The sequence below is a fragment of the Pseudomonas putida genome (assembly GCF_028682475.1).
In the GTDB taxonomy this organism is placed as follows: Bacteria; Pseudomonadota; Gammaproteobacteria; order Pseudomonadales; family Pseudomonadaceae; genus Aquipseudomonas; species Aquipseudomonas putida_AG.
The window spans coordinates 169,693-193,033 of the sequence record NZ_JANHLE010000007.1; the positions used below are offsets into that span (position 1 = coordinate 169,693).

24 protein-coding genes are annotated in these 23,341 nt (G+C 61.7%); 12 read left to right on the forward strand and 12 right to left on the reverse strand.

The window, feature by feature from the left end; all coding sequences use genetic code 11:
• Positions 1–29 precede the first annotated feature (29 nt).
• From NPS47_RS08710 to NPS47_RS08720, 3 genes are read left to right on the forward strand one after another with little or no spacing between them, the layout of a single operon-like run.
• Complete coding sequence (locus tag NPS47_RS08710; protein WP_274294577.1) at positions 30–1,214, forward strand: acetyl-CoA C-acyltransferase family protein; 1,185 nt, start codon at positions 30–32, stop codon at positions 1,212–1,214.
• Between the two features lie 17 nt (positions 1,215–1,231).
• The gene (locus NPS47_RS08715; RefSeq protein ID WP_274294578.1) at positions 1,232–2,080 is read left to right on the forward strand and encodes a 3-hydroxybutyryl-CoA dehydrogenase; all 849 of its coding nucleotides are present in this window, start codon (positions 1,232–1,234) and stop codon (positions 2,078–2,080) included.
• Between the two features lie 11 nt (positions 2,081–2,091).
• Entirely contained in the window at positions 2,092–2,685 is a 594-nt protein-coding gene (locus NPS47_RS08720; RefSeq protein WP_274294579.1) for a TetR/AcrR family transcriptional regulator, read from the forward strand.
• Positions 2,686–2,786: 101 nt separating this feature from the next.
• Here NPS47_RS08720 and NPS47_RS08725 read toward each other — a convergent pair whose 3' ends face one another.
• The 4 genes from NPS47_RS08725 to NPS47_RS08740 are packed head-to-tail and all read right to left on the reverse strand — an operon-like array spanning position 2,787 to position 8,855.
• A complete protein-coding gene (locus tag NPS47_RS08725; protein ID WP_274294580.1) occupies positions 2,787–3,968 on the reverse strand; it encodes a hybrid sensor histidine kinase/response regulator in 1,182 nt (393 codons plus the stop codon).
• On the reverse strand, positions 3,962–4,537 hold the full coding sequence (locus NPS47_RS08730) for a chemotaxis protein CheB (RefSeq protein WP_274294581.1): 576 nt from the start codon (positions 4,535–4,537) through the stop codon (positions 3,962–3,964). The genes NPS47_RS08725 and NPS47_RS08730 overlap by 7 nt, the downstream gene beginning before the upstream one ends.
• Positions 4,534–5,355 carry a CheR family methyltransferase gene (locus NPS47_RS08735; protein WP_274294582.1) on the reverse strand — a complete coding sequence of 274 codons (822 nt, stop codon included), beginning with the start codon at positions 5,353–5,355 and terminating at the stop codon, positions 4,534–4,536. Before NPS47_RS08735 ends, NPS47_RS08730 begins: the two co-directional genes overlap by 4 nt.
• A complete protein-coding gene (locus NPS47_RS08740; RefSeq protein ID WP_274294583.1) occupies positions 5,352–8,855 on the reverse strand; it encodes a response regulator in 3,504 nt (1,167 codons plus the stop codon). Before NPS47_RS08740 ends, NPS47_RS08735 begins: the two co-directional genes overlap by 4 nt.
• 277 nt (positions 8,856–9,132) lie before the next feature.
• On the opposite strand from NPS47_RS08740, the gene NPS47_RS08745 reads away from it, so the two are divergent.
• Together NPS47_RS08745 and NPS47_RS08750 are read left to right on the forward strand one after the other, a co-directional pair.
• The gene (locus NPS47_RS08745; RefSeq protein ID WP_274294584.1) at positions 9,133–9,495 is read left to right on the forward strand and encodes a response regulator; all 363 of its coding nucleotides are present in this window, start codon (positions 9,133–9,135) and stop codon (positions 9,493–9,495) included.
• Positions 9,496–9,537: 42 nt separating this feature from the next.
• Positions 9,538–10,857, forward strand: coding sequence for a glycosyltransferase (locus tag NPS47_RS08750; RefSeq protein WP_274294585.1), 1,320 nt, complete (start codon positions 9,538–9,540; stop codon positions 10,855–10,857).
• Here the strand turns inward: NPS47_RS08750 and cobF are convergent.
• Complete coding sequence (gene cobF, locus NPS47_RS08755; RefSeq protein WP_274294586.1) at positions 10,823–11,572, reverse strand: precorrin-6A synthase (deacetylating); 750 nt, start codon at positions 11,570–11,572, stop codon at positions 10,823–10,825. The two genes, NPS47_RS08750 and cobF, sit on opposite strands and share 35 nt — an antisense overlap.
• Before the next feature lie 68 nt (positions 11,573–11,640).
• Positions 11,641–12,930 (reverse strand): OprD family porin, encoded by a 1,290-nt coding sequence (locus tag NPS47_RS08760; protein WP_274294587.1) that lies wholly within the window; start codon positions 12,928–12,930, stop codon positions 11,641–11,643.
• A gap of 363 nt (positions 12,931–13,293) precedes the next feature.
• Here NPS47_RS08760 and NPS47_RS08765 point away from each other — a divergent pair, with 363 nt between their 5' ends.
• The 3 genes from NPS47_RS08765 (at position 13,294) to NPS47_RS08775 (ending at position 14,757) form a co-directional block, all read left to right on the forward strand.
• Positions 13,294–13,653 (forward strand): histone-like nucleoid-structuring protein, MvaT/MvaU family, encoded by a 360-nt coding sequence (locus NPS47_RS08765; RefSeq protein ID WP_274294588.1) that lies wholly within the window; start codon positions 13,294–13,296, stop codon positions 13,651–13,653.
• A gap of 217 nt (positions 13,654–13,870) precedes the next feature.
• Entirely contained in the window at positions 13,871–14,392 is a 522-nt protein-coding gene (gloA, locus tag NPS47_RS08770; RefSeq protein ID WP_274294589.1) for a lactoylglutathione lyase, read from the forward strand.
• 116 nt (positions 14,393–14,508) lie between these two features.
• A complete protein-coding gene (locus tag NPS47_RS08775; RefSeq protein ID WP_274294590.1) occupies positions 14,509–14,757 on the forward strand; it encodes a hypothetical protein in 249 nt (82 codons plus the stop codon).
• Positions 14,758–14,767: 10 nt separating this feature from the next.
• Here NPS47_RS08775 and NPS47_RS08780 read toward each other — a convergent pair whose 3' ends face one another.
• Positions 14,768–15,022 (reverse strand): DUF3079 domain-containing protein, encoded by a 255-nt coding sequence (locus tag NPS47_RS08780; protein ID WP_274294591.1) that lies wholly within the window; start codon positions 15,020–15,022, stop codon positions 14,768–14,770.
• A 177-nt stretch (positions 15,023–15,199) separates the two neighbouring features.
• Here NPS47_RS08780 and NPS47_RS08785 point away from each other — a divergent pair, with 177 nt between their 5' ends.
• From NPS47_RS08785 to NPS47_RS08800, 4 genes are read left to right on the forward strand one after another with little or no spacing between them, the layout of a single operon-like run.
• On the forward strand, positions 15,200–15,730 hold the full coding sequence (locus NPS47_RS08785) for an iron transporter (protein ID WP_274294592.1): 531 nt from the start codon (positions 15,200–15,202) through the stop codon (positions 15,728–15,730).
• Positions 15,731–16,069: a cupredoxin domain-containing protein gene (locus tag NPS47_RS08790; protein ID WP_274294593.1), complete on the forward strand. Its 339-nt coding sequence runs from the start codon at positions 15,731–15,733 to the stop codon at positions 16,067–16,069. It begins immediately after the preceding gene.
• 22 nt (positions 16,070–16,091) lie between these two features.
• A complete protein-coding gene (locus NPS47_RS08795) occupies positions 16,092–16,946 on the forward strand; it encodes an FTR1 family iron permease (RefSeq protein WP_274294594.1) in 855 nt (284 codons plus the stop codon).
• Positions 16,934–18,313, forward strand: coding sequence for a 4Fe-4S binding protein (locus tag NPS47_RS08800; RefSeq protein WP_274294595.1), 1,380 nt, complete (start codon positions 16,934–16,936; stop codon positions 18,311–18,313). Before NPS47_RS08795 ends, NPS47_RS08800 begins: the two co-directional genes overlap by 13 nt.
• A gap of 20 nt (positions 18,314–18,333) precedes the next feature.
• Here the strand turns inward: NPS47_RS08800 and NPS47_RS08805 are convergent, their stop codons facing one another.
• From NPS47_RS08805 to NPS47_RS08825, 5 genes are all read right to left on the reverse strand, one after another.
• The gene (locus NPS47_RS08805) at positions 18,334–19,029 is read right to left on the reverse strand and encodes an anaerobic ribonucleoside-triphosphate reductase activating protein (RefSeq protein ID WP_274294596.1); all 696 of its coding nucleotides are present in this window, start codon (positions 19,027–19,029) and stop codon (positions 18,334–18,336) included.
• A complete protein-coding gene (gene nrdD, locus NPS47_RS08810; RefSeq protein ID WP_274294597.1) occupies positions 19,026–19,193 on the reverse strand; it encodes an anaerobic ribonucleoside-triphosphate reductase in 168 nt (55 codons plus the stop codon). Before nrdD ends, NPS47_RS08805 begins: the two co-directional genes overlap by 4 nt.
• 32 nt (positions 19,194–19,225) lie before the next feature.
• On the reverse strand, positions 19,226–21,214 hold the full coding sequence (locus NPS47_RS08815) for a ribonucleoside triphosphate reductase (RefSeq protein ID WP_274294598.1): 1,989 nt from the start codon (positions 21,212–21,214) through the stop codon (positions 19,226–19,228).
• Positions 21,215–21,407: 193 nt separating this feature from the next.
• Complete coding sequence (gene moaA / locus NPS47_RS08820; protein ID WP_274294599.1) at positions 21,408–22,400, reverse strand: GTP 3',8-cyclase MoaA; 993 nt, start codon at positions 22,398–22,400, stop codon at positions 21,408–21,410.
• Positions 22,401–22,422: 22 nt separating this feature from the next.
• On the reverse strand, positions 22,423–23,337 hold the full coding sequence (locus tag NPS47_RS08825) for a peptidylprolyl isomerase (RefSeq protein ID WP_274294600.1): 915 nt from the start codon (positions 23,335–23,337) through the stop codon (positions 22,423–22,425).
• Positions 23,338–23,341: the final 4 nt, after the last annotated feature.

Sequence of the window (23,341 nt, forward strand, 5' to 3'; positions counted from 1 at the left end):
CGCCATGCTTTCGCATACTGGAGTCGATCATGAATACCCCGGAAATCTACGTAATCAGCGCCGTCCGTTCGGCCATCGGCACATTTGGCGGCAGCCTCAAAGACCTGCCTCTGGCAGACCTGGCCACGGCCGTGACCCGCGCAGCCATCGAGCGCGCCGGTGTCGCGCCTGAGCAGATTGGCCATATGGTCATGGGTAACGTGATTCCGACCGAAGCCCGCGATGCCTACCTGTCACGTGTGGCAGCCATGAATGCCGGCATCCCCAAGGAAACCCCGGCCTTCAACGTCAACCGTCTCTGCGGTTCGGGCCTGCAGGCCATCGTTTCCGCCGCCCAGAGCCTGTTGCTGGGCGACGCTGAAGTGGTCGTTGCCGCCGGCGCCGAATCCATGAGCCGCGGCCCTTACCTGCTGCCGCAAGCCCGCTGGGGCGCGCGCATGGGTGACCTGCAAGGCGTGGACTACATGCTCGGCGCCTTGCACGACCCGTTCGCCGGTTTCCACATGGGCATCACCGCCGAAAACGTTGCCGAGCGCAATGGCATTACCCGGCAGATGCAGGATGAACTGGCCCTGGTCAGCCAGCAGCGCGCCGCCCGCGCGATTGCCGAAGGCCGTTTCAACAGCCAGATCGTGCCGATCGATATCCCCAGCCGCAAAGGCACCGTGCGCTTTGAAACCGACGAGCACGTGCGCGGCGCAGTCACCACCGAGCAACTGGCCGGCATGAAGCCCGCCTTCAAGAAAGACGGCACCGTCACCGCCGGCAATGCCAGCGGCCTGAACGATGGCGCGGGTGCTCTGGTGCTGGCCACCGGTGACTTCGTCAAACGTCATGGCCTCAAGCCATTGGCCCGTCTGGTGACTTACGCCCATGCCGGCGTCGAGCCGGAGTTGATGGGCCTGGGCCCGGTCCCAGCCACCCGCAAGGCGCTGGAAAAGGCCGGTCTGACGGTCGCTGACCTGGACGTCATCGAGTCCAACGAAGCCTTTGCTGCCCAGGCCTGCGCTGTCGCCGCTGAACTGGGCTTTGATCCGGAGAAGGTCAACCCCAACGGTTCGGGCATTTCCCTCGGCCACCCGGTCGGCGCTACCGGCGCAATCATCGCCACCAAGGCCATCCACGAGCTGCAGCGTATCGAGGGCCGCTACGCCCTGGCGACCATGTGCATCGGTGGCGGTCAAGGCATCGCCGTGGTCTTCGAGCGCGTCTGAACCCGGGAGTGTTCACAGTGAGTATTGAAAACATTGCAGTCATCGGCGCCGGCACCATGGGCAATGGCATTGCCCAGGTGTGTGCGGTGGCCGGTTACCAGGTCACCCTGATCGATGTGTCCGACGCCGCGCTGGAGCGCGGCCTGGCCACCTTGCGCAAGAACCTCGAGCGCCAGGTCAGCAAGCAGACCCTGACCGCCGAAGCGGCCGCCGCGGCGGTGGCGCGCATCCGCACCAGCACCGACTACGCCCAGCTGCAACAGGCGCAGCTGGTGATCGAGGCCGCCACCGAAAACCTCGAACTCAAACTGCGCATCCTCCAGCAGATCGCTGCCAGCGTCAGCAGCGACTGCGTGATTGCCACCAACACCTCGTCGCTGTCGATCACCCAATTGGGTGCGGCGGTCAGCCAGCCTGAGCGCTTTATCGGCGTGCACTTCTTCAACCCGGTACCGATGATGGCCCTGGTCGAGATCATTCGCGGCCTGCAGACCAGCGACGCGACCTATGCCAAGGCCCTGGCCCTGACCGAGCAAGTCGGCAAAACGCCGATCAGCGCCGGCAACCGTCCGGGCTTTGTGGTCAATCGCATCCTGGTGCCGATGATCAACGAAGCGATCTTCGTCTTCCAGGAAGGCCTGGCCAGTGCTGAAGACATCGACACCGGCATGCGCCTTGGCTGCAACCAGCCGATCGGCCCGCTGGCCCTGGCCGACCTGATCGGCCTGGACACCCTGCTGGCGATCATGGAGGCCTTCCACGAAGGTTATAACGACAGCAAATACCGCCCTGCCCCCCTGCTCAAGGAAATGGTTGCCGCCGGCTACCTGGGTCGCAAGAGCGGTCGCGGTTTCTTCACCTACTGAGGAGCAAGCCGATGGACGCCGCTTTGCGTTGTGCGAACTTTGAAGAGCGGCGTGACAGGGCCCTGGCGCTGTTCGCCGAGAAGGGCTTTGGCCAGGTCAGCATGCGCGAGCTGGCCAGCCATCTGGGTTTGACGGCGGGGGCGCTGTATCACCACTTCCCCAGCAAGCAGGACCTGCTGTACGACCTGATCGAAGAGGTCTACGAGGAGCTGCTTGCCACCCTCAACCAGGGCCGTCGCGTTCACCAGCAAACCCTGACTGAAGTGATTGCCGCACACTGGGCGCTGCATGCCGAGCGCCCGTTGCAGTTCCGCCTGGCCGAACGCGACCTCTGCTGCCTGAGCCCGGACCAGCAGGCGCGTATCGGTCAATTGCGCCAACAGTATGAAGCGTCGCTGCTGCGCCTGATCGTGCCCAAGTCGACCTTGCGCGGCCAGGCCCTGGCCGCGACCGCCCATGTGATTGCCAACCTGCTCAACAGCCTGCCCAGCTGGTTGCAGGCATCGCAGCTGCCGCAGGCCCAGGGCCTGGCCTTGATGGAAAGCATGCTGATGGGTGGGATCGAGCGGACCTTGCGCGGCGAAAGCCTCAATACCATGGTGTGATTGCCCCCCTGGTGGGAGCGGGCTTGCCCCGCGATTGCAGGCTTCCAGTCACATCCAATCGCGGGGCAAGCCCGCTCCCACCGGGTGCAGTCGCTCCCCTGTTACAGCGGCAGGCGCACCGTAAACGTCGCGCCCTGCCCCTCGGTACTCTCTACGTCGATGCTGCCGCCATGGGCCAGGACAATCTGCTCAGAGATGTACAAGCCCAGCCCCAACCCCGCATTGCCCGGATTCGAGGCCACCCGCTCGAACTGCTGAAAGATGCGTTGCTGATTCTGCGCACTGATGCCAATGCCTTGGTCGCGGACTTCGATACAGGCCAACCCTTGATATTCGAAGGCGCGCACCCGCACCGGATGCTCAGCCCCATAACGCAAGGCATTGGTCAGCAGATTGGCCACCACCTGCTCAATGCGAAACTCATCCCACACCCCCCGCAATGGCGCCTCGGCCTTGAACTCGATCACCGAGCCGGCCGCTGCAGCCTGGGCGGCGAAATTCTCGATCAGCCCCCCAACCAATTGCGTCAGGTCGAACTGACTGGGCCGGATCGACAGCTTGCCGGTTCGGATCCGCGAGACATCGAGCATATCCTCGATCAGACGGATCAGGCTGTTGATCTGGCGCTCGTCGCGCTCGACCATGGCGCGCATCTTGTCCAGGGTAAACGCATCAGCGTTGTCCTGGGCCAGATGCAACTTGCGTAGCTGGGTTTCCAGGATCAGACCGTTGAGTGGCGTGCGCACCTCATGGGAGACAATCGACATGAAGTCGTCGCGCATACGCACCGCGTGCTCCAGCTCGCGCCGGGTAACCTGCAGCTGGGTCAACAGTTGTTCCTGCTCTTCACGGCTACGCTCGAGCGCCTGCAGTTGCTGATCGAGCGCCTTGCGCTGGCGGAACAGATCGACAAACACCGCCACTTTGCTTTTCACCGCCTGGTTATCCAGCGGCTTGTGCAGAAAATCCACCGCGCCACTTTCGTAGCCCTTGAAGGCGTAGTTCATCTCTCGCCCGGCGGCGCTGACAAAGACGATCGGGATGTTCTTGGTCTTCTCCGTGCCGCGCATCAGCTCGGCCAGCTCGAAGCCGTTCATGCCCGGCATCTGTACATCGAGAATGGCCAGGGCGAACTCATGTTCAAGCAGCAGCGACAGCGCCTGATCGGCGGACTGTGCCTGATACACCTCACGGTCGTTGCCCTTGACCAGCGCCGCCAGCGCCAGCAGGTTTTCCGGCAGATCGTCGACGATCAGCAGTTTGGCTTGGATGTGGCTTAGCATTCAGTGAATTCCAGCTTGGCGAGCAATTGCCCGATGCCGCTCAACGGCAGTATGTAGTCTGGGTGGTGCAGGGCCAGCGCCGCGTTCGGCATGGTGGCAATCTGCGCCTCGCGCGGGTCCTGAACGATGGTGTAGCCGCCTGCCAGCTTGATCTGCGCAAGACCGTGGGCACCGTCTTCGTTGGCCCCGGTCAACAGCACACCGAGCAACGCCGGGCCATAGGCATCGGCGGCAGAGGCGAACAGGATGTCGATTGAAGGCCGGGAGAAATACACCCGCTCTTCCTGACTCAAGGAAAAACTGCGGTCGCGTTCCACCGACAGGTGATAACCGGGCCCGGCGAAATAGATCATGCCCGGCGCCACCTCCTGCTTGTCCCGCGCCTCCATCACCGGGCGCCCCAGTCGTCGGCTGAACACCTCGGCCAGCTGGCTATGGCGGTCATCCGGCAGGTGCAACACGCATAACAGCGGAATACGGAAATCCGCTGGCAAGGCATGAAACAGGTTGAGCAAGGCACTGACGCCACCGGCCGAGGCACCGAGGGTGACCGCCTGAATGCCGTTCATGATTTACGGTAGATCCGTTCGGGTTTGACCAGCGCCTGGAACTGCCCGGCATAGGCGGAAAAATCCAGCGTCTCTTTGCTACCCAGGACCAGAAAGCCGCGGTGACACAGCGATTCGTGAAACAGCCCGAAGGCACGATCCTGCAAGCTCTTGTTGAAGTAGATCAGCACATTGCGGCAGGAGATCAGCTGGGTTTCGGAAAACACGCTGTCGGTGGCCAGGCTGTGGTCGGCGAAGGTCACGTTGTCGCGCAGGCTGCTGTCGACAATGGCGTTGCCGTAGGCACAGGTGTAGTACTCGCTGAAATCGCGCAGGCCACCGGCTTTGCGGTAGTTCTCGGCGTACCCGTGCATGTTCTGCATCGAGTAGATGCCCTGTTTGGCCTTGTCCAGGGAACTGGGGTTGATGTCGGTGGCATAGATGATGGTGCGCTCCAGCAAGCCCTCTTCGCGCAGCAGGATGGCCAGCGAGTAGACCTCCTCGCCGGTGCTGCAGCCAGCCACCCAGACCTTCAGCGACGGCCAGGTACGCAGCAGCGGCACCACCTCGCGGCGCAGCGCCAGAAAGTGCTCCGGGTCGCGAAACATCTCGCTGACCGGGATGGTCAGGAACTGCAGCAACTGCATGAACATGCCCGGATCATGCAGTACCCGCTCCTGCAGCGCCGAGACCGTCGTGCACTCGAACTGGCGCACGGCATGCAGGATCCGGCGCTTGATCGAAGCGCCGGAGTAGTCGCGAAAGTCATAGCTGTACTTGAGGTAGATCGCCTCGATCAACAGCCGTATTTCAATGTCGGTATTACGCTCGATGGTCAAATTCGCTCCAGTTGCGGCAGCCAGACACGGATCAGCGAGAACAGACGGTCAAGGTCAATGGGCTTGGCCAGGTAATCATTGGCGCCTGCTTGCAGGCAACGCTGCTGGTCATCCTTCATCGCCTTGGCCGTCACCGCGATGATCGGCAGTTTGCGCCAGCGCGGTTGCTGGCGGATCAGCCGGGTGGCTTCGTAGCCATCCATCTCCGGCATCATCACGTCCATCAGCACCAGGTCGATATCAACGTTCCTCTCCAGCCGCTCGATGGCCTCGCGGCCATTACGGGCGATTTCGACGATCGCGCCCTTGTGCTCAAGGGCGCTGGTCAGGGCGAAAATGTTCCGTACATCATCGTCGACCAGCAGCAGTTTGCGCCCTTCAAAGACCTTGTCGCGGCTGCGTGCGGTCTTGAGCATGCGCTGACGTTCATGGGACAGCGTCGACTCGACTTTGTGCAAAAACAATGTCACTTCATCCAGCAGCCGCTCCGGTGAGCGCGCGCCTTTGATGATGATCGAGCGCGAATATTTGAGCAGGTCGGCTTCTTCATCGCGGGTCAGGTTGCGCCCGGTGTAGACGATCACCGGCGGGAAAGCGCGGATATCTTCGGACGACATGCGCTTGAGCAACTCGTTGCCAAGCATGTCGGGCAGTTTCAGGTCGATGATCATGCAGTCGTAGAGGTTCTCGCGCAGCAGGTCCAGGGCCTCCTGGGCCAGGCCGACCGCAGTGATCTCGATGTCATCGTCACCAATCAGGCGGGCAATGCTTTCGCGCTGCAGATCATCGTCTTCGACCAGCAGGATGTGCTTGAGCTTCTGGGTCAGTTTGGCTTCCAGGCGCGCAAACACCGCCTTGAGCTCTTCCCGGCTGGTGGGTTTTACCGCATAGCCGACGGCGCCCATGTGCATGGCCGCCTCCACCCGGTCTTCGACGGAAATGATGTGCACCGGAATGTGACGGGTGCCGGCCTGCTCCTTGAGCCGTTGCAGTACGGTCAGGCCGGAGTGATCCGGCAGGCGCATGTCGAGCAGGATGGCATCGGGAATGAACCCTGCGGCCAGTTCGAAACCTTCGTCGGCGGCCTGGGCGACCAGGCAGCTGTAGCCCAGCTCGTGGGCAAGGTCAAAGAGAATGCGGGCGAAATTCGGCTCATCCTCGATCACCAGAATGCAGCGGTTGCTGAACGGTGCCAGGGCCCGGTCGTCCGCAAATGCCGGGGTACTGCGCGCCATGACAGGCATGTCGGCCGGTGCCTCGGGCACTGGCTCAACCCTTGCGGCACTGGCACAAAGGGGCGAGTTGACGACCTGCGCCGGCGCCTGGTCGATGATCGGTTCATAGCGCTCCGGGAGGATCAGGCTGAACACACTGCCTTCGCCCACCCTGCTGTCGACACTGATCTGGCCGCCGAGCAGTTGCGCTAGGTCGCGGGAAATCGACAAGCCCAGGCCGGTGCCGCCAAAACGCCGGTTGGTGGTGCCGTCAGCCTGATGGAAGGCGTCGAAGATCCGTTGTTGCTGGTCGGCAGCGATGCCAATGCCGGTGTCGCGCACGGCGAAAACGATCCCGCTACCGGGCTGCAGACTGACGGTGAGCGTCACCTGGCCTTTCTCGGTGAACTTCACGGCATTGGACAGCAGGTTCTTGAGGATCTGCTCCAGGCGCTGGCGATCGGTGTACAACGTGCCCGGTACCTCGGGTTCGATGACCACGCTGAAGCTCAGCTGCTTGTCGCTGGCCAGCGGCTCGAACAACGATTGCAGGCCTTCGGTCAGGCGCGCCAGCTGGGTGGTTTCCGGGCGCACGTCAAGTTTGCCGGCCTCGACTTTGGCGATGTCGAGAATGTCGTTGATCAGGTTGAGCAGGTCGTTGCCCGCCGAGTAAATCGACTCGGCAAACTTGACCTGCTCTTCGCTGAGATTCTCCTGAGCGTTCTCCGCCAGCAATTTGGCCAGGATCAGCGAACTGTTCAGCGGGGTGCGCAGCTCGTGTGACATGTTGGCGAGAAACTCGGACTTGTACTTGCTGGAGCGCTGCAACTCCTCGGCGCGCGTCTGCAGCTCGGCCTGGGCCTGGTTCAATTCGCTGTTCTTGCGGTTCAGCGCATCGCGCTGCTCGGCCAGGGCCTGGGTGCGTTCGGCCAGTTGCTCATTGGTCTGTTCCAGTTCGGCTTGCTGGGTCTCCAGATGGGCCTGGGACTCCTTGAGCACCCGCGACTGTTCTTCGAGCTCTTCGTTGGCGGATTTCAGCTCTTCCTGCTGTACCTGCAACTCTTCGTTGAGCTGCTGGGTTTCGGCCAGCACGTCCTGCAGGCGTTGACGATAGCGGGCACTTTCAATGGACGTGCCGAGGTTTTCAGCGACCAGTTCAAGCAGCTCGATGTCGCGGTCAGTCAACGGCCGCAGGAAACCCAGCTCGACCACCCCGTTGACTTGCCCGTCGTTGCTGGCCGGTACCACCAGCACGCTGTGCGGCAACCCTTCACCCAGGCCGGAGTTGACCTTGAAGTAGTCCTGCGGCACGTCATCAAGGCGCAGCAGACGCCCCTGGCTCACCGCTTGGGCGAGCAGGCCTTGCTGATGGCCGATCAGCTGTTCGCGAGCTTCTTGCTCGGCAGAAAAGCCATAGCTTGCCACCCGCCGCAGGTTACCCTGGTCATCACGTACGTAAAGCGCCGCCACCACACTGCCCAGGTAGCGGGCGAAAAAGCCCAGGATATGGTTGCCCAGCATCGGCAGCGTCAGCTGCCCGAGCACCTGTTCGGCCAGTTGTGTCTGCCCGCTGCGTAACCAGGCTTGCTGTTCCAGGCGCTGGGTCGAACGTTGCTGGGCTTGCAGGTTGCTGGTGAAGCTGGAGGACAACGCCAACAGGTCGCGGCGCCCGAGGAATGCCAACAGGGCACTGAGCAGGATGATGAACACCAGGTACACGGATATCGCCACCAGCGTCAGGGTACTGACCTGTTCGTTACGGGCGACCCGCAGCTGTTGCTCCATGCTGATGAAGGTGTCGAATTCCTTGCGGATCTCATCGGTGATGCGCTTGCCGCGGCCGGCGCGAATCGGTTCACTGTAGTCAGCGTCTTCGCGGCGCAGGCTGATCACCTGGCTGGCAAAGGCGTTCCACTCTTGCTGCAGCCCCATCATCCGGTCCAGCCGGTCTACCTGCTGCGGATTGTCTGCGACCATCCGTTGCAGCCCCATCAGACCGGACAACACCTGCGGCTTGGCCACCTCGTAAGGTTCGAGAAAGCGCTCGTCACCGGTGATCAGGAAGCCGCGCATGCCGGTTTCCATATCGATCGACAGCTTGACCGCCTCGTTGGCGTTGTTGATCACCCGGTCGGTATGTTCCACCCACTGGATAGCCGACAACAGGTAATTGATCATGGCGATGAACACGACAGCGCTGAGCAGGCCGACCCCCAGAGGCAGGCCGATGTTGCGGCTCAGCAACTTGCGAAAACTTTGCTGATCTATCGAGGCTGGTTGAATCATCACAAACATCCGAGCAAGTGAATCAAACAAAAAGAAGTGTGGCGGATTTTCGAGTAATTGTTCTATTTTCCGCTGCGAAGGCGATTCCTGCGACCTTCTTGCCCTGAGTCTAAACAGCTTTGCCGGTCCTGACAGGGCATTTAGCCAGCATTTGAGGCCGGAATGCGCCAATCGTTCCCTGCCGGTGTGCAGATCGCTATCCTGCAGGACAGGCCGGGAACTTCCGGCCCCACCCGGTTTACAGAGTATGAACAGACATTAGTACAGGACCTTTGCCATGCCCTCATCTATCCCGCCCCTTCTGGTTGTCGAAGATGACGCGATCGTGCGCATGCTGATCGTCGATGTGCTGGAGGCGCTGGGCTATACGGTTGTAGAGGCGCAAAACGCCGAGACAGCCCTGAAAATCCTCGAGGATCCTGGCCAGACGCTGGCAATGATGATGACCGATATCGGCCTGCCGGACATGGATGGCAAGGCGCTGGCCAGCAAAGCTCAAGCAGCAAGGCCATTGCTGCCGATCCTGTTTGCCAGTGGCTTTGGTGACAGCATCGAGGTACCCGAGGGCATGCACCTGATCGGCAAGCCGTTCAGCATCGATCAGTTGCGCGATAAAGTGCAAAGCATCCTGTCTGGGTAATCCATTGTAGAATAGGCACTTTTGCCAAGGCCTATTCCCCTCATGCTCACCGCCACCCTCAACGTCCTGGTCATTGGTTACGTCTGGCCCGAACCACGCTCCTCGGCCGCCGGCGGGCACATGATGCAGATCCTCGAAAGTTTCGTGCAACGCGGCTGGCGCGTCACCTTCAGCAGCCCGGCGACGGTCGGCGAGCACAAGGCGGACCTTGCCGAACTGGGTATCGCCGAGCAGGCCATCACCCTAAACGACAGCAGCTTCGACCACTTTGTCAGCGAACTGGCCCCGGACGTGGTGCTGTTCGACCGCTTCATGATCGAAGAGCAATTCGGCTGGCGCGTGGAAAAACACTGCCCCAACGCCTTGCGCGTGCTGGAAACCTCCGACCTGCAAAGCCTGCGCGACGCCCGTCAGCAACTGCTGCGCCGGCGCCTGATCGAAGGCTTGGACCCCAATGACTTCCGAGCACTGTTCGCCACCTCCGGTCCCGCGCTGTATCAACAGATGGCCACCGCCGACCTGACCCTGCGCGAACTGGCGGCCATCTACCGCAGTGACTTGAGCCTGATGATCTCGGACGTCGAGATCGATCTGCTGATCAACGGTTTCGGCGTGCCCGAGCACCTGCTGCATTGGTGCCCGCTGATGGTCGATGTGCCCAGCGCGCCGTTCAAGCCTTACCACGAGCGGGCCCACTTCCTCACCATCGGCAACTTCCGCCACGCCCCCAACTGGGATGCCGTGCTGTGGATGAAGAATACGCTGTGGCCGATCATCCGCCGTCGCCTGCCCCAGGCCCAGTTGCACATCTACGGCGCCTACACGCCACCGAAAGCCACGGCGCTGCACAAGCCTGCCGAAGGCTTCCACATCATGAACTGGGCCGAAGATGCCCTGGAAGTGATGAGCAATGCGCGTATCTGCCTGGCCCCTTTGCGTTTCGGCGCCGGGATCAAGGGCAAACTGACCGACGCCATGCTCTGCGGCACGCCCAGCGTGACCACGCCAATTGGCGCCGAAGCCATGCACGGCGCCCTGCCCTGGCCTGGCGCCGTCGCCAGCACTGCCGAAGCGCTGGCCGAAGCTGCGGTGCAGCTGTACAACGACCCGGCACGCTGGCAGCACGCGCAACAACAGGGCTTGCAGCTGCTTGCGGCGCGCTATGACCGGCGCCAGCACAGCACCGCGCTGGTCGAACGCATCGAGTACGCGCTGGGCGATCTGGACCAGCATCGCCTGTTCAACTTCACCGGGGCCATGCTGCGTCACCACCAGCACAAGAGCACCCAGTACATGGCGCAATGGATCGAAGCGAAGAACCGCCTGGCTACAGCGGCCGACGCAGCAGATAAGTGTCCATGATCCAGCCCTTGCGCGCGCGGGCCTGCTCGCGCTGCTCAAGGATCTGCTGGCGCACCTGGTGCAACGGTCCGGCGATGAGCATCTCGTCGGCGGTACCGAGGTAGGCGCCCCAGTAGATCAGCAGTTCGGGGTCGTCGAGTGCGGCGAACGCGCATTGTCCGTCGAGCATCACCACCAGGTTGTCGATCCTGGGCTGTTCGGCCAGGCGCCGGCCTGGCAGGACGGTCAGTGGTTCGCCTATACGGTTCAAGGGAATGCGATGGCGGGCAGCCAGGGCCTGCACGCTGCTGATACCGGGAATGACTTCAAGCGCTATACCGACACCCGCTGCCTGCACCAGATCGAGGATACGCAAGGTGCTGTCGTACAGGGTTGGCTCGCCCCACAGCAGGAACGCCCCGCACTCGCCCTCGGCCAGTTCGTTTTCGATCAAGTGGGCATAAAGCGCGGCGCGCTTGTGGTGCCAGTCATGCACCGCACCGACATAGTCGCTGGCAGCGCCCTCGCGCAGCGGATCCTCGACCTGCACCAGACGATAGCCCGGCTGCTGCACATAGCGCTCGAGGATGTCCTTGCGCAGTTGCAGCAGCTCGTCCTTGAGCGTGCCTTTGTCGAGGACGAAGAACACCTGGGCCCGGTTCAGCGCATCGACAGCCTCAAGGGTGATCTGGCGCGGATTGCCCGGCCCGATGCCGATCAATAACAGCTGTTTCATTGCAGTTCATTCCATGACTCGGCCAGCCGCCATTGTCGGCCGGCCGAGGGGCAGTGGCAATGCGCTGCTTACCAGATCGAGAAGTTGTAGCTGACGATCACCCGCGTTTCGTCCATGTCCCGCGCCCACTTCTCGTAGTTGCTGCGGTAGGTGGAGTTACGCAGGCGCACGCTGACGTCCTTGAAGGTGCCGCTCTGGACCTGGTACTTGAGCTCGCTGTCGCGTTCCCATTCCTTGCCTTCGGCCAGGCTGCCCGGGACCTTGATGTGGTCGCCGTTGATGTAGCGGGTGAAGAAACTCAGGCCCGGCACGCCGAGGGCCTTGAAGTCGTAGTCATAGCGCAACTGCCAGGAGCGCTCCTGGGCGGCGGCGAAGTCGTTGACCTGGGCGTAGTTGACCAGATACGGATTGCTGCCATCGAGGTACGGCATGGCGTTTTCGCCATACATGCGCTGCCAGCCGGCGCTGACTTTATGCCCGCCCAGGCTGTAGCCGAGCATGCCGCTGAACGCGCGGTGGTCGATATCACCGGCGTGGGCATTGCCGATGTCATCACTCTTGATCAGGCGCAGGTCGGCCGACAGGCTGCCGACGCTCAGCGGCTGGCTGGCAACCACACCGAGAAAGTGCTGGCGGTAGATGTTTTCCAGCTTGGCTACGTGGTATTGGGCGCTCAGCCGTTCGTTGAACTTGTAATCGACGCCAGCCATGTCGAAATGATCGGCGGTGATATTGCAGGCATAGCGCTTGTTCTTGCAGTGCACGCGAATGTCCTGGCGATCAGTGGAATCGCGCGCGGTGTACTGGTCCAGACGGGCCACGTTGAACTTGAGGTTGTTGATTTCCTCGGACGTGAGCATCGCACCCTGGAACATCGTCGGCAGCAAGCGGCCGTCGTTGTATTTGAGCAGCGGCATGTCCGGCAGCATCGAGCCGTATTTGAGTACGGTGTTCGAATAGCGCATTTTCGCAGTCAGGCCCAATTTGGCATATTGGTCCACCGACTCACGCGGGTCATGCCCGCTGGACGGCAGCAAGCCACTGTTGCTGTCCGCCGGGCTGGAGTCGAGTTTGATCCCGAGCATACCCAGGGCATCGACGCCAAAGCCTACCGGGCCCTGGGTATAACCGGACTGCACATTGAGAATGAATCCCTGAGCCCATTCTTCGCGTTTCGAAGCGCCCTGGCTGGAACTGACATGGCCATCACGAAAATCGCGATTGAAGTAGACATTGCGTGCTTCGACTTTGGCACTGCTGTCTTCAAGAAAACCGCCAGCCTGAGTCGACGCGGCAGTGAACATCGCGAGCAGGCCGGCAAGGCCGCGCTCGGACGCAAGGGGAAATGGGGCAAACATCAGAAGCACAATCCGAAAGAGTGACAAAAAACAACCGGCAGCCATCCAGGCAGCGGCAATGCATCCAGCGCCTATAAAGCTCGAGGCTGACCGCAAATGATCTCAAAACCGCTCTAGACCGGCCATTGGACCTTGGTCTAAGGCGTTTTTGGGGCAATCGACTAGTTGCTTCGTATTAACGCGCGGACAAGTAAGAAAGTTCCATTGCTGCAAAGTTAAATTTCATATGTTTACCCGTCGCCCGGGGACTACTACACTCTTTATTAGTGCGATGTTTTGCCCACCCCAGTGCTCGCTGCGTTATTCAGGTGACTCCTCGTTTTACGCGTGCCGGGCCACTGCAGACATAAAGGAGTGATGACAGTGTCCAGACTTGCAGAGTTTCGTGCTGCCGAAAAAGCGCTTCAAGAACAGATGGCGCAACTGGAGGCGCTGAAAAAGGACGCCGGCCTCAAGCGCGAAATCGAGTTCGAACGCAAACTTGTCGAGCTGATGAACAGCTATGGCAAGAACCTGCGCGATATCATTTCCATTCTTGACCCCAAAGCCGTGACCAAAGGTGCGCCGAGCGCACCGAAAACGCGCCGGCCACGGGTGGTCAAAGTGTATGAAAACCCTCACACCGGTGAGCTGATCGAAACCAAGGGTGGCAACCACCGTGGCCTCAAAGCCTGGAAAGAACAGTACGGGGCGAAAACCGTCGACAGCTGGTTGCGTGCGTGAAAGTGTTCTTCACACTTTTTTCACATCCCCTCGCTCAGGATGAAGATCGCTAACGGAATAGCGCCCCATACGCCCGCCTCGGCGGGCTTCTAATTCTTGCGCCCCGCCCTTCCCAGGCGGGGCGCAATTGGTTTGCGCAATTGTTTCAGTTCCGTATCATGTGGCCCTGACTGTCTTGCTGGCCTTGTTGTTGCCAGCCTCTTCAAGCGGAGTGCCCATGAGCCTGAACCATCTCGACACCCTTCCCGGTGTCACCGCGCAACCGGATGCCGCGACCCAGAATTTCGTCTTCAACCACACCATGCTGCGGGTCAAGGACGTTGCCAAGTCCCTGGACTTCTACACCCGCGTCCTGGGTTTCAGCCTGGTGGAAAAGCGCGACTTCCCTGAAGCCGAGTTCAGCCTGTACTTCCTCGCCCTGGTCGACAAGGCGCAGATCCCTGCCGATGCCGCCAAGCGCACCGAGTGGATGAAGTCGATCCCTGGCATCCTCGAGCTGACCCACAACCATGGCACTGAAAACGACGCGGAGTTTGCCTACCACAACGGCAACACCGACCCGCGCGGGTTTGGCCATATCTGCATTTCGGTTCCGGATATTCGCGCTGCCTGTGAACGCTTCGAGCAACTGGGCGTGACCTTCCAGAAGCGCCTGAGCGATGGCCGGATGAAGCACCTGGCCTTCATCAAGGACCCGGACGATTACTGGGTTGAGATCATCCAGCCTACCGAGTTCTAACCCACCCGTCGGCCCGGATCACTCCGGGCCACTGCTGTGGTATACCCGAAAAAGCACCTTAGCGAGGAGCTTCAACAACGGCGAGCCATCGATACCCCAGCAGCGAGGTCAGGACGATGAAAACCCTTCAATGCGTGCATCGCAACCACACCATCACCGCCAGCATCGAAACCCATGACGGCATCCCTACGCCGTTTGCCGGCGGGTGTCTGATCACCGATCCCGAAGGTCATACCAGCAGGCGCCTGCCGCTGCCACTGAAGGTGGCCTATCTGGCCGACCTGGAAAATGCCCAACATGCCTCGCTTGCGCATGGCAAGTGGCTGGTCGATCAGCAGCTGGACAAGCGTCAGCACCTGTTCTGACCGGGTGGATTTATCGCGGGGCAAGCCCGCTCCCACAGGGTGTATCAGAACCCGGTGGGAGCGGGCTTGCCCCGCGATCGTGACTGTCAGGCAACCCCAGACCATAATCCCCCTGCTCGTTCCAGTCCTCACCGAACACCTCTACCGGATGCATGGTCCGGTCGGCACCATTGCCACAGGCCAGGGCGTTCGCCGCGCAATAACGGTCGCAACCCCAGCAGATACGTTCGGGGTGTTTCGGACTGACGGGAAAGGGCTTGGCCATGATGTTCCCCAGGCAGACGATGGGCGAGCTTCCACCCTATTGCCTCGCAACGCTGCTGCCCTTGATACAGATCAAGGACGCGGATCGCACATCGGCAAAAATTGATAATAATCATTATTATTCACGCAGAAGCTTCCTAGACTCGGGCTCCCACTCGTCAGTACCCAGGAAGTCGTCATGCGTACCCCCTTCTCGCTGTCACTCGCCTTGCTCCTGATCACCCCGCTGGCCCAGGCCAAGGAATACCCCATCGGCGAGCCCCAACTGTGCCCGGGCCTGGAGGTCGGCGCGGTATACCTGCAGCCGATCGAAATGGCCCCGGCTGGCATGATGCGCCCCACCGCCGACTCCGATATCCACCTGGAAGCCGATATCCGCGCCACCGCCGACAATCGCCAGGGCTTTCAGGAAGGCAGTTTCGTGCCCTACCTGAATGTCGCCTTCAGCCTGCAAAAACAAGGCAGCGACACGCCCATCAGCGGTGACTTCCATGCCATGGTCGCCAACGACGGTCCGCACTATGGCGATAACGTCAAACTGCAGGGTCCGGGTAAATACCAGCTGACCTTCACCCTCCTGCCGCCGGGCGGTCATGCTTCGCTCGGTCGTCACACCGACAAGGAAACCGGCGTCGAGCCCTGGTTCGAGCGCTGCGAACTGCACTACACCTTCGTTTACGCCGGCATCGGCAAGAAAGGCGGCTATTGAATGAATGCCCGCCTCCACCAGCGCCTGGCCTGGTTGATTCTGGCCGGTGCAGCCACACCTCTCAGCGCCGCGCCACTGCCCAGCTACGAGCTGATCCTGCGTGACGGTCAGTTCACCCCCGCAGTGCTCGAAGTTCCCGCCGGGCAACGCTTCAAGATCGTCCTGAAGAATCAGGGTACAGGCCCGGCAGAGTTCGAAAGCACACCCTTGCGGGTAGAGAAAGTGCTGTCGCCGGGAGTGACGACCTTTGTCGTCATCCATCCGCTCAGGCCCGGCCGCTACCCGTTTTTCGACGAATTCAATCCGCAATTGCCCGAGGGCGCCATCCTCGCGCAGTAGCCGAGGGCGGCAGGGAGTCTTGATGAATCAAGCACTGTTTATTGTCTGGCGCGAAAGCGTCGAGGCGCTGCTGGTGATCGGCATTCTCCAGGCCTGGGCCAGCCAGCAGGCGCGCGGCCAGCGACTGCTGAACTATCTGTGGGCCGGCGTCGCTCTGGGCATGCTGCTCTCGGGCTTGCTGGCGCTATTGATCCTGTTTGCCGGCGAAGCCATGAGCGGCGCCGCCAGCGAATGGTTCCAGGCGGGGCTGGCAGTGGCAGCCGGTGCGCTGATGGTACAGATGGTCGCCTGGATGAACCGTCATGGACGCACGCTCAAGGATGATCTGAGGCGCCACGCTGATCAACAGCTGGCGCGCCAGGGCGGTCTCGGCTTGCTGTTGCTGGCCATGCTTGCAGTCAGTCGCGAAGGGAGTGAAACCGTGGTTTTTCTGTATGGCGCCGGTGCTCGCCTGCAAGGCCTGGCGTTGACGCAATTTTTCATTGGCGCCAGCGCCGGGCTACTGCTGTCAGGCCTGACCATTGCTGTGTTGCACAGCAGCCGGCGGTTCATTTCATGGCGACATTTCTTCAGCCTGAGTGAAGCGCTGTTGCTGCTGCTCGCGGCAGCCTTGCTGGTCAGCGCGACCGAGCGGGTCGGCGGTCAACTACTGGCCATGGATTTGCCGGAGATGGCCTATACCCTGGTCGGCGATGCCCTGTGGGACAGTAGCGCGCTGCTCAATGACAGCCAGGGCCTCGGCGCCTTTCTCGCCGGGTTTGCCGGCTACCGCGCCACGCCCAGCGCCCTGACCTTGCTGGTGCTCAGCGGCTACTGGCTGAGCGTCGGGTGCTGGTTGCTGCAGCGCAGAACAGGCAGCGTCGCATGTCCAGCCTGAGCGTGCACAATCGCTGGTTGCAGCGCTTGGGTGACGGCATGCGCCGCCATGCCGGGGTGATTCGCATCCTGCAGTGGACGGTGGTGCTGTTCTACGCCGTGCTGCTGGTATTACCGGCACTGCTGCCCTTGCCCCTCAGCCAGGCGCGGATGCTGGACAACCTGACCCTGTTCGCCCAGTTCCTGTTCTGGGGCCTCTGGTGGCCATTTGTGCTGCTGTCGATCGTGCTGTTTGGCCGTCTCTGGTGCGGCGTACTGTGCCCGGAAGGCTCATTGAGCGAATGGGCCAGCCAGTATGGCCGGGGCATGGGCGTTCCACGCTGGATGCGCTGGGGTGGCTGGCCGACCCTGGCGTTCTGCCTGACCACCCTTTATGGCCAGCTGATCAGCGTTTACGACTACGCCCAGGCTGCACTGCTGATTCTCGGCGGCTCGACACTGGCCGCAGTAGGTATCGGATTACTGTTCGCCCGCGGCAAGCGCGTCTGGTGTCGCTACCTGTGCCCGGTCAGCGGCGTCTTCGCCCTGCTCGCGCGCCTCGCCCCGGTGCACTTTCAGGTCGATGAACAGCGCTGGAAAGCAAACGCCGCACCTCGCCTGCCACCGCCCAACTGCGCACCGCTGCTGGATATTCGCCGCCTGCAAGGCGCCAGCGACTGTCATGTCTGTGGCCGCTGCAGCGGGCAACGCGGCGCAGTGCAACTGATTGCCCGCTCCAGCAACGAAGAAATCCTCCATGCAGCCACGCGCACACCATCAATCTGGGATAGCCGCCTGCTGCTGTTCGGCGTCATCGGTCTGGCCATGGGTGCCTTCCAGTGGACCGTCAGCCCCTGGTTCATCGCCCTCAAACAGCACCTGGCGCAGTGGCTGGTGGAGCACGACGTGCTCTGGCCCTTGCAGGACAACGCACCCTGGTGGCTGCTGACCCATTACCCGCAGCTCAACGACAGTTTCAGCTGGCTGGACGGTTTCAGTATCGTTCTGTACCTGAGCGCCAGCGCCCTGTTGCTGGGCGGCAGTCTGCTCGTGTTGCTGCGCCTGGCGGTACGGCTGGCGGAAAAGCCTGAACTGTTTGGCGCACTCAGTCTATCCCTCACGCCCCTGGGCGGCGCTGGCCTGTTTCTCGGTTTGTCGGCAACCACGGTGAAACTGCTGCGCTATGAAGGCCTGCTACTGGAATGGGTACAACCGGCCAGGGCCGTGCTGTTGATCGCAGCCATGGCCTGGAGTGCTTGGTTGGGCTGGAAGCTGCTGGCACGTCAGGACATTGCTCTGTCCCGGCGTTGTGCCGCCAATGCTTGTCTGCTGGTAGCGATCGCCACAGTCGGTTATGGCTGGTGGTTGCAGTTCTGGGGCTGGCTCTAGCAGTTGAAGGGCGCGGCGATCTAGCCGCGCACTTCAAACACTGGAAACAGATCGCCAAGCGCCTCCCACAACGCCGGCAATGCATTGTGCATCGATACCCTTGGCAAATTCGCATCGAGCATTTGTGTAGTACGTACCCTCTGTACCACGAAATGCCTGACCCCGCGTTCGCTCAAACGCCGGGCCAGCACAAGCAGGCGTTCAGGGTCGATCAGATGCCAATGCACGGTAGTACGGCATTCATACTCAACGTCACTGTCCAGCAACAACTCCAGGCTGCGCCAGTTGGCCACCCCGCTACCCTGTACGCGGGTAATCAGCGCGTACTCCTCAGCCAGCGTCTTGACGTCGTAGCCGACCCAGTCAGCCCCCGGCAACGCGCGGGCGAACGCCTGCGGCTTGATCCCGGCACTGTGCAGGCCGACATCAAAACCCATCTGCCGGACTTCGGCCATGGCCGCCGGCAGGCTGTCCTGCAGGGTCGCTTCGCCGCCGCTGAACACCACCGCATCAAGCAGGCCCTGGCGGCGCTGGAGGAATGCCAGCACCTGGTTCCAATCAAGCTCCTGACTGCCGCGCGGTGGGATCAATTGCGGGTTGTGGCAGTAACGGCAACGCCAGGCGCAACCCTGGCAAAACAACACGCAGGCCAGCTTGCCCGGATAGTCGAGGGTGGTCAGGGGCACCATGCCCCCGACCCGTAGCGCTCGACTCATGGATGCCTGGCCGGTACTGCGTCTTCGGTGAAATGCTGGCGCTCGCGGTGCTCGGACTGTTTGCCCGGGTTGAATGCCGACACCGGCCGGTGGTAGCCCATCACCCGGGTCCAGACTTCGCAGCGTTGGCGTTGCGCCACAGGCAGGGTTTGCAGTGCAGTCATGATGAAGCTCCTTGCGGTTGGGTAAGACGAAATCAGTGAACCGTGCCGAGCTGCTGCGCCAGCAACAGGGCTTCGTCGCATTTCGGGCAGAACTCGTGTTCGCCCTCCAGGTAGCCATGTACCGGGCAGATGGAGAAAGTCGGGGTGATGGTCAGGTAAGGCAGGCGGAAGCGCCCCAGGGCCTTGCGCACCAGTTGCTTGCAGGCCTGGGCCGAAGAAATCCGCTCGGCCATGTACAGGTGCAGCACCGTACCGCCGGTGTACTTGCACTGCAGTTCGTCCTGCAGTTCCAGCGCCTCGAACGGGTCATCGGTGTAGCCCACCGGCAGTTGCGAGGAGTTGGTGTAGTACGGTGCCTGCGCGCAGCCAGCCTGGAGAATGTCGGGATAGCGCTTGCGGTCTTCCTTGGCGAAGCGGTAGGTGGTGCCTTCAGCGGGGGTCGCCTCCAGGTTGTAGAGGTGCCCGGTTTCTTCCTGGAAGCGCACCAGGGTGGCACGCACATGGTCCAGCAGGTTCAAGGCAAAGCGTCGCCCCTGCTCGGTGTGCAGGCCCATCTGGTCGTCGCTGAAGTTACGCAGCATTTCATGCAGGCCGTTAACGCCGATGGTGGAGAAGTGATTACGCAAGGTACCGAGGTAGCGCTTGGTGTACGGATACAAACCGGCGTCCATGTGATGCTGGATCACCTTGCGCTTGACCTCCAGACTCTCCATGGCCAGTTCCATCAACATATCCAGGCGCTGCAGCAGGCCGCTGGTGTCACCTTTGAACAGATAACCCAGGCGTGCACAGTTGATGGTCACCACACCGAGCGAGCCGGTCTGCTCCGCCGAGCCGAACAGACCGCCACCGCGCTTGAGCAGTTCGCGCACATCCAGCTGCAAACGGCAGCACATCGAACGCACCTGGTTGGGCAGCATGTCGGAATTGAGGAAGTTCTGGAAATACGGCAGGCCGTAGCGCGCGGTCATTTCGAACAGACGCTCGGCGTTGTCGCTGTCCCAGGGGAAGTCGTGGGTGATGTTGTAGGTCGGGATCGGAAAGGTGAACACCCGGCCCTTGGCATCGCCGGCCTGCATCACCTCGATATAGGCGCGGTTGAGCAGGTCCATTTCGGCCTGCAGCTCACCATAGGCGAAAGGCATTTCCTCACCGCCGATCACCGGGATCTGCTCGCGCAGATCTTCCGGGCAGACCCAGTCGAAGGTCAGGTTGGTAAAGGGCGTTTGCGTGCCCCAGCGCGACGGCACGTTGAGGTTGTAGATGAACTCCTGGATGGCTTGGCGGACTTCCTCGTAGGGCAGCTGGTCCTTGCGCACATAGGGCGCCAGGTAAGTGTCGAAGGAACTGAAGGCCTGGGCCCCGGCCCACTCGTTCTGCAGCGTGCCAAGAAAATTGACCATCTGCCCCAGGGCGCTACTCAAGTGCTTCGGTGGCCCGGCCTCGACCCGTCCGGGTACGCCGTTGAGACCTTCGTGCAGCAGGGTGCGCAGCGACCAGCCGGCGCAGTAGCCGGCGAGCATGTCCAGGTCATGCACATGCAGGTCAGCCTCGCGATGGGCGCGGCCGATGGCTTCGCTGTAGACCTCATCGAGCCAGTAGTTGGCGGTGACCTTGCCGGAGACATTGAGCACCAGCCCGCCCAGCGAGTAACCCTGGTTGGCGTTGGCCTGGACCCGCCAGTCTTCGCGGTTGAGGTATTCATTCATCGAGGTCGCCACTTCGACCAGCGTCTTGCGGTCGCGGCGCAGGCGCCCATGCTGTTCGCGGTAGACGATATAGGCGCGTAGCGAAAGGAAATGCCCGGCGTCCATCAGCACGCGTTCGACCCGGTCCTGGATCTGCTCGACGTGCAGCTGCGTACTGCCCTCCAGATGCGCCAGCACCACCGCCAACAGCCCTTCGGCCTCGGCTTCGGCGTACTCCCCGGTGGCCTTGCCGGCAGCGATCAACGCCTGGCGGATCTTGTCGGCATCGAAAGCGACCCGGCTGCCGTCGCGCTTGTGTAGTAGGTTGTGCATTCGTCCCCCGAACACTACATATAGATGTTTATTTATCTGAAAACACAATATGCAGTGCAGACTACGGACAAACGCGGGTGATTAAATTGATTGATATCAAGGTTGGCAGGTGGGACCCGGTGGGAGCGGGCTTGCCCCGCGATGCGATGTGACTGACAGCCTGCGATCGCGGGGCAAGCCCGCTCCCACCGGGTTAGCCTCCGCTCATGTTCATGAATCGTAGAATCTGCACTTCCCCGCCGACGTTGAAATCATGCCGCAACGGCTTACCTCTCAATGCCCGCTGCACCGCATCCACAATCGGCCGGTCATCCAGCGGATACCGGCGCAACAGCCCGCGCAGATCCAGCGAGTCCTCTTGCCCCAGGCACAACAACAAACGCCCCTCCACGGTCATCCGCACCCGGTTACAGCTGGCACAGAAGTTGTGACTGTTGGGCGAAATAAACCCGATACGCGTCTGCGGATGCTGCGCCAGGCGCACATAACGCGCCGGCCCGCCGCTGTTCTCGGCGCTGTCGAGCAAGGCATGACGACTGGCAATCAGCCCCCGCACCTCCTCACTGGAACAGAACGACTCACCACGCGAACGCCCCACCTCGCCCAGCGGCATCTCTTCAATGAAGGTGATGTCGATACCCAGATCGATGGCGTACTGCACAAGCGGCAGTACCTCATCGAAGTTGCGCCCCTTCATCACCACACAGTTGAGTTTGATCCGCTCGAACCCGGCAGTGCTTGCCGCTTCGATACCCCGCAACACCTGAGCGAGATCGCCATTGCGGGTAATCGCGCGAAAGCGCTCACTGTCCAGGCTGTCGAGGCTGATGTTCATGCGCTTGACCCCGGCATCCACCAGCGGCCGCGCCAGGCGCTGCAGCTGTGAACCATTGCTGGTCATCACCAGCTCGCGCAAGCCCGGCAAGGCGGCAATGTGACGGCAAAGATCGACAATCCCCGGACGGATCAACGGCTCCCCTCCGGTCAGGCGGATCTTGCGCACGCCCTGGCCGACGAACAGCGTTGCCAGACGCTGCAGCTCCTCGAGGGTGAGTACCTGCTGACGCGGCAGGAAGGTCATGTTCTTGGCCATGCAGTACACACAGCGAAAATCACACCGATCGGTCACCGACATGCGCAGATAATCGATCTGCCGCCCGAATCCATCCTGCATCACCGTGCTCATCACATTCCCCTTGCTTACCTGGTTACTGCACCAGCGGCGAATCAGCGCCCTGTAGCTGGATACCACGAATATCGGCAGCACCGATCAGGGTCTGCAGGTACTGAACCACCGCCTTCTGCCAGACGCCTTGTTGCAGCTGGGTACGGATCGCGGTGGCGACCGCCTCGTACGGCAATTGCTGACCTTCGATGCGTTGGTCAACGCTGATGACATGCCAGCCATAGCGGCTTTCCAGCGGTTTGTCGGCCAGCCCCGGTGCCAGGGTGAACAACTGCCGCTCCAGCTCCGGCACCGTCTGGCCCTTGCTGATCTGCCCCAGTTCCCCGCCCTGTGCCTTCGACGGGCAAGCCGAGTACTTCAGTGCAAGCTCGGCAAACTGCTCGGGGAACTGCGCCAAACGCTGCTGCAGGATCTCGGCCTGAACCAGCGCCAGGCTGCGCGCCTCGGCATCGTCCGGGGCACATTCGAGCAGAATGTGCCGTACCGCCAGCAGCGGCGCGCTGTGAAAGCGCCCGCGGTTGCTGTCGTAGTAACGCAGGCAGGTGGCCTCGTCACACTCCGGCACCTGCACCTCGCGCTCCAGCAGCAAGCGCGTGGCCGCCTCCTCCTCGTTCTCGCCCGCGCCGACCTGCAACGACAGGCCCAGCTCGGCGATCCGCTGCTGCAACAATTCGCGGATCACCAGAGCGCGGGCGGCCATGAACAGCGCCTCCTCTCGGTCCGCCGCCGGGTGATATTGCAGCTCCTGGGCCATGGCCTGAGGGCTGATAGGTACCGCATTGACACTGATGATCGGCCATTCCTGCTCGCTGCTGGCGATCAACTGCGCGGGTGCTACGAGCTCCACCGCCTCTACCGCCAGCTCGGGTTCAACTACCTTTGAAGAGGCGCAACCACCGCCGCCATTACCACCGCCACATCCACATCCGCTTGACATGACA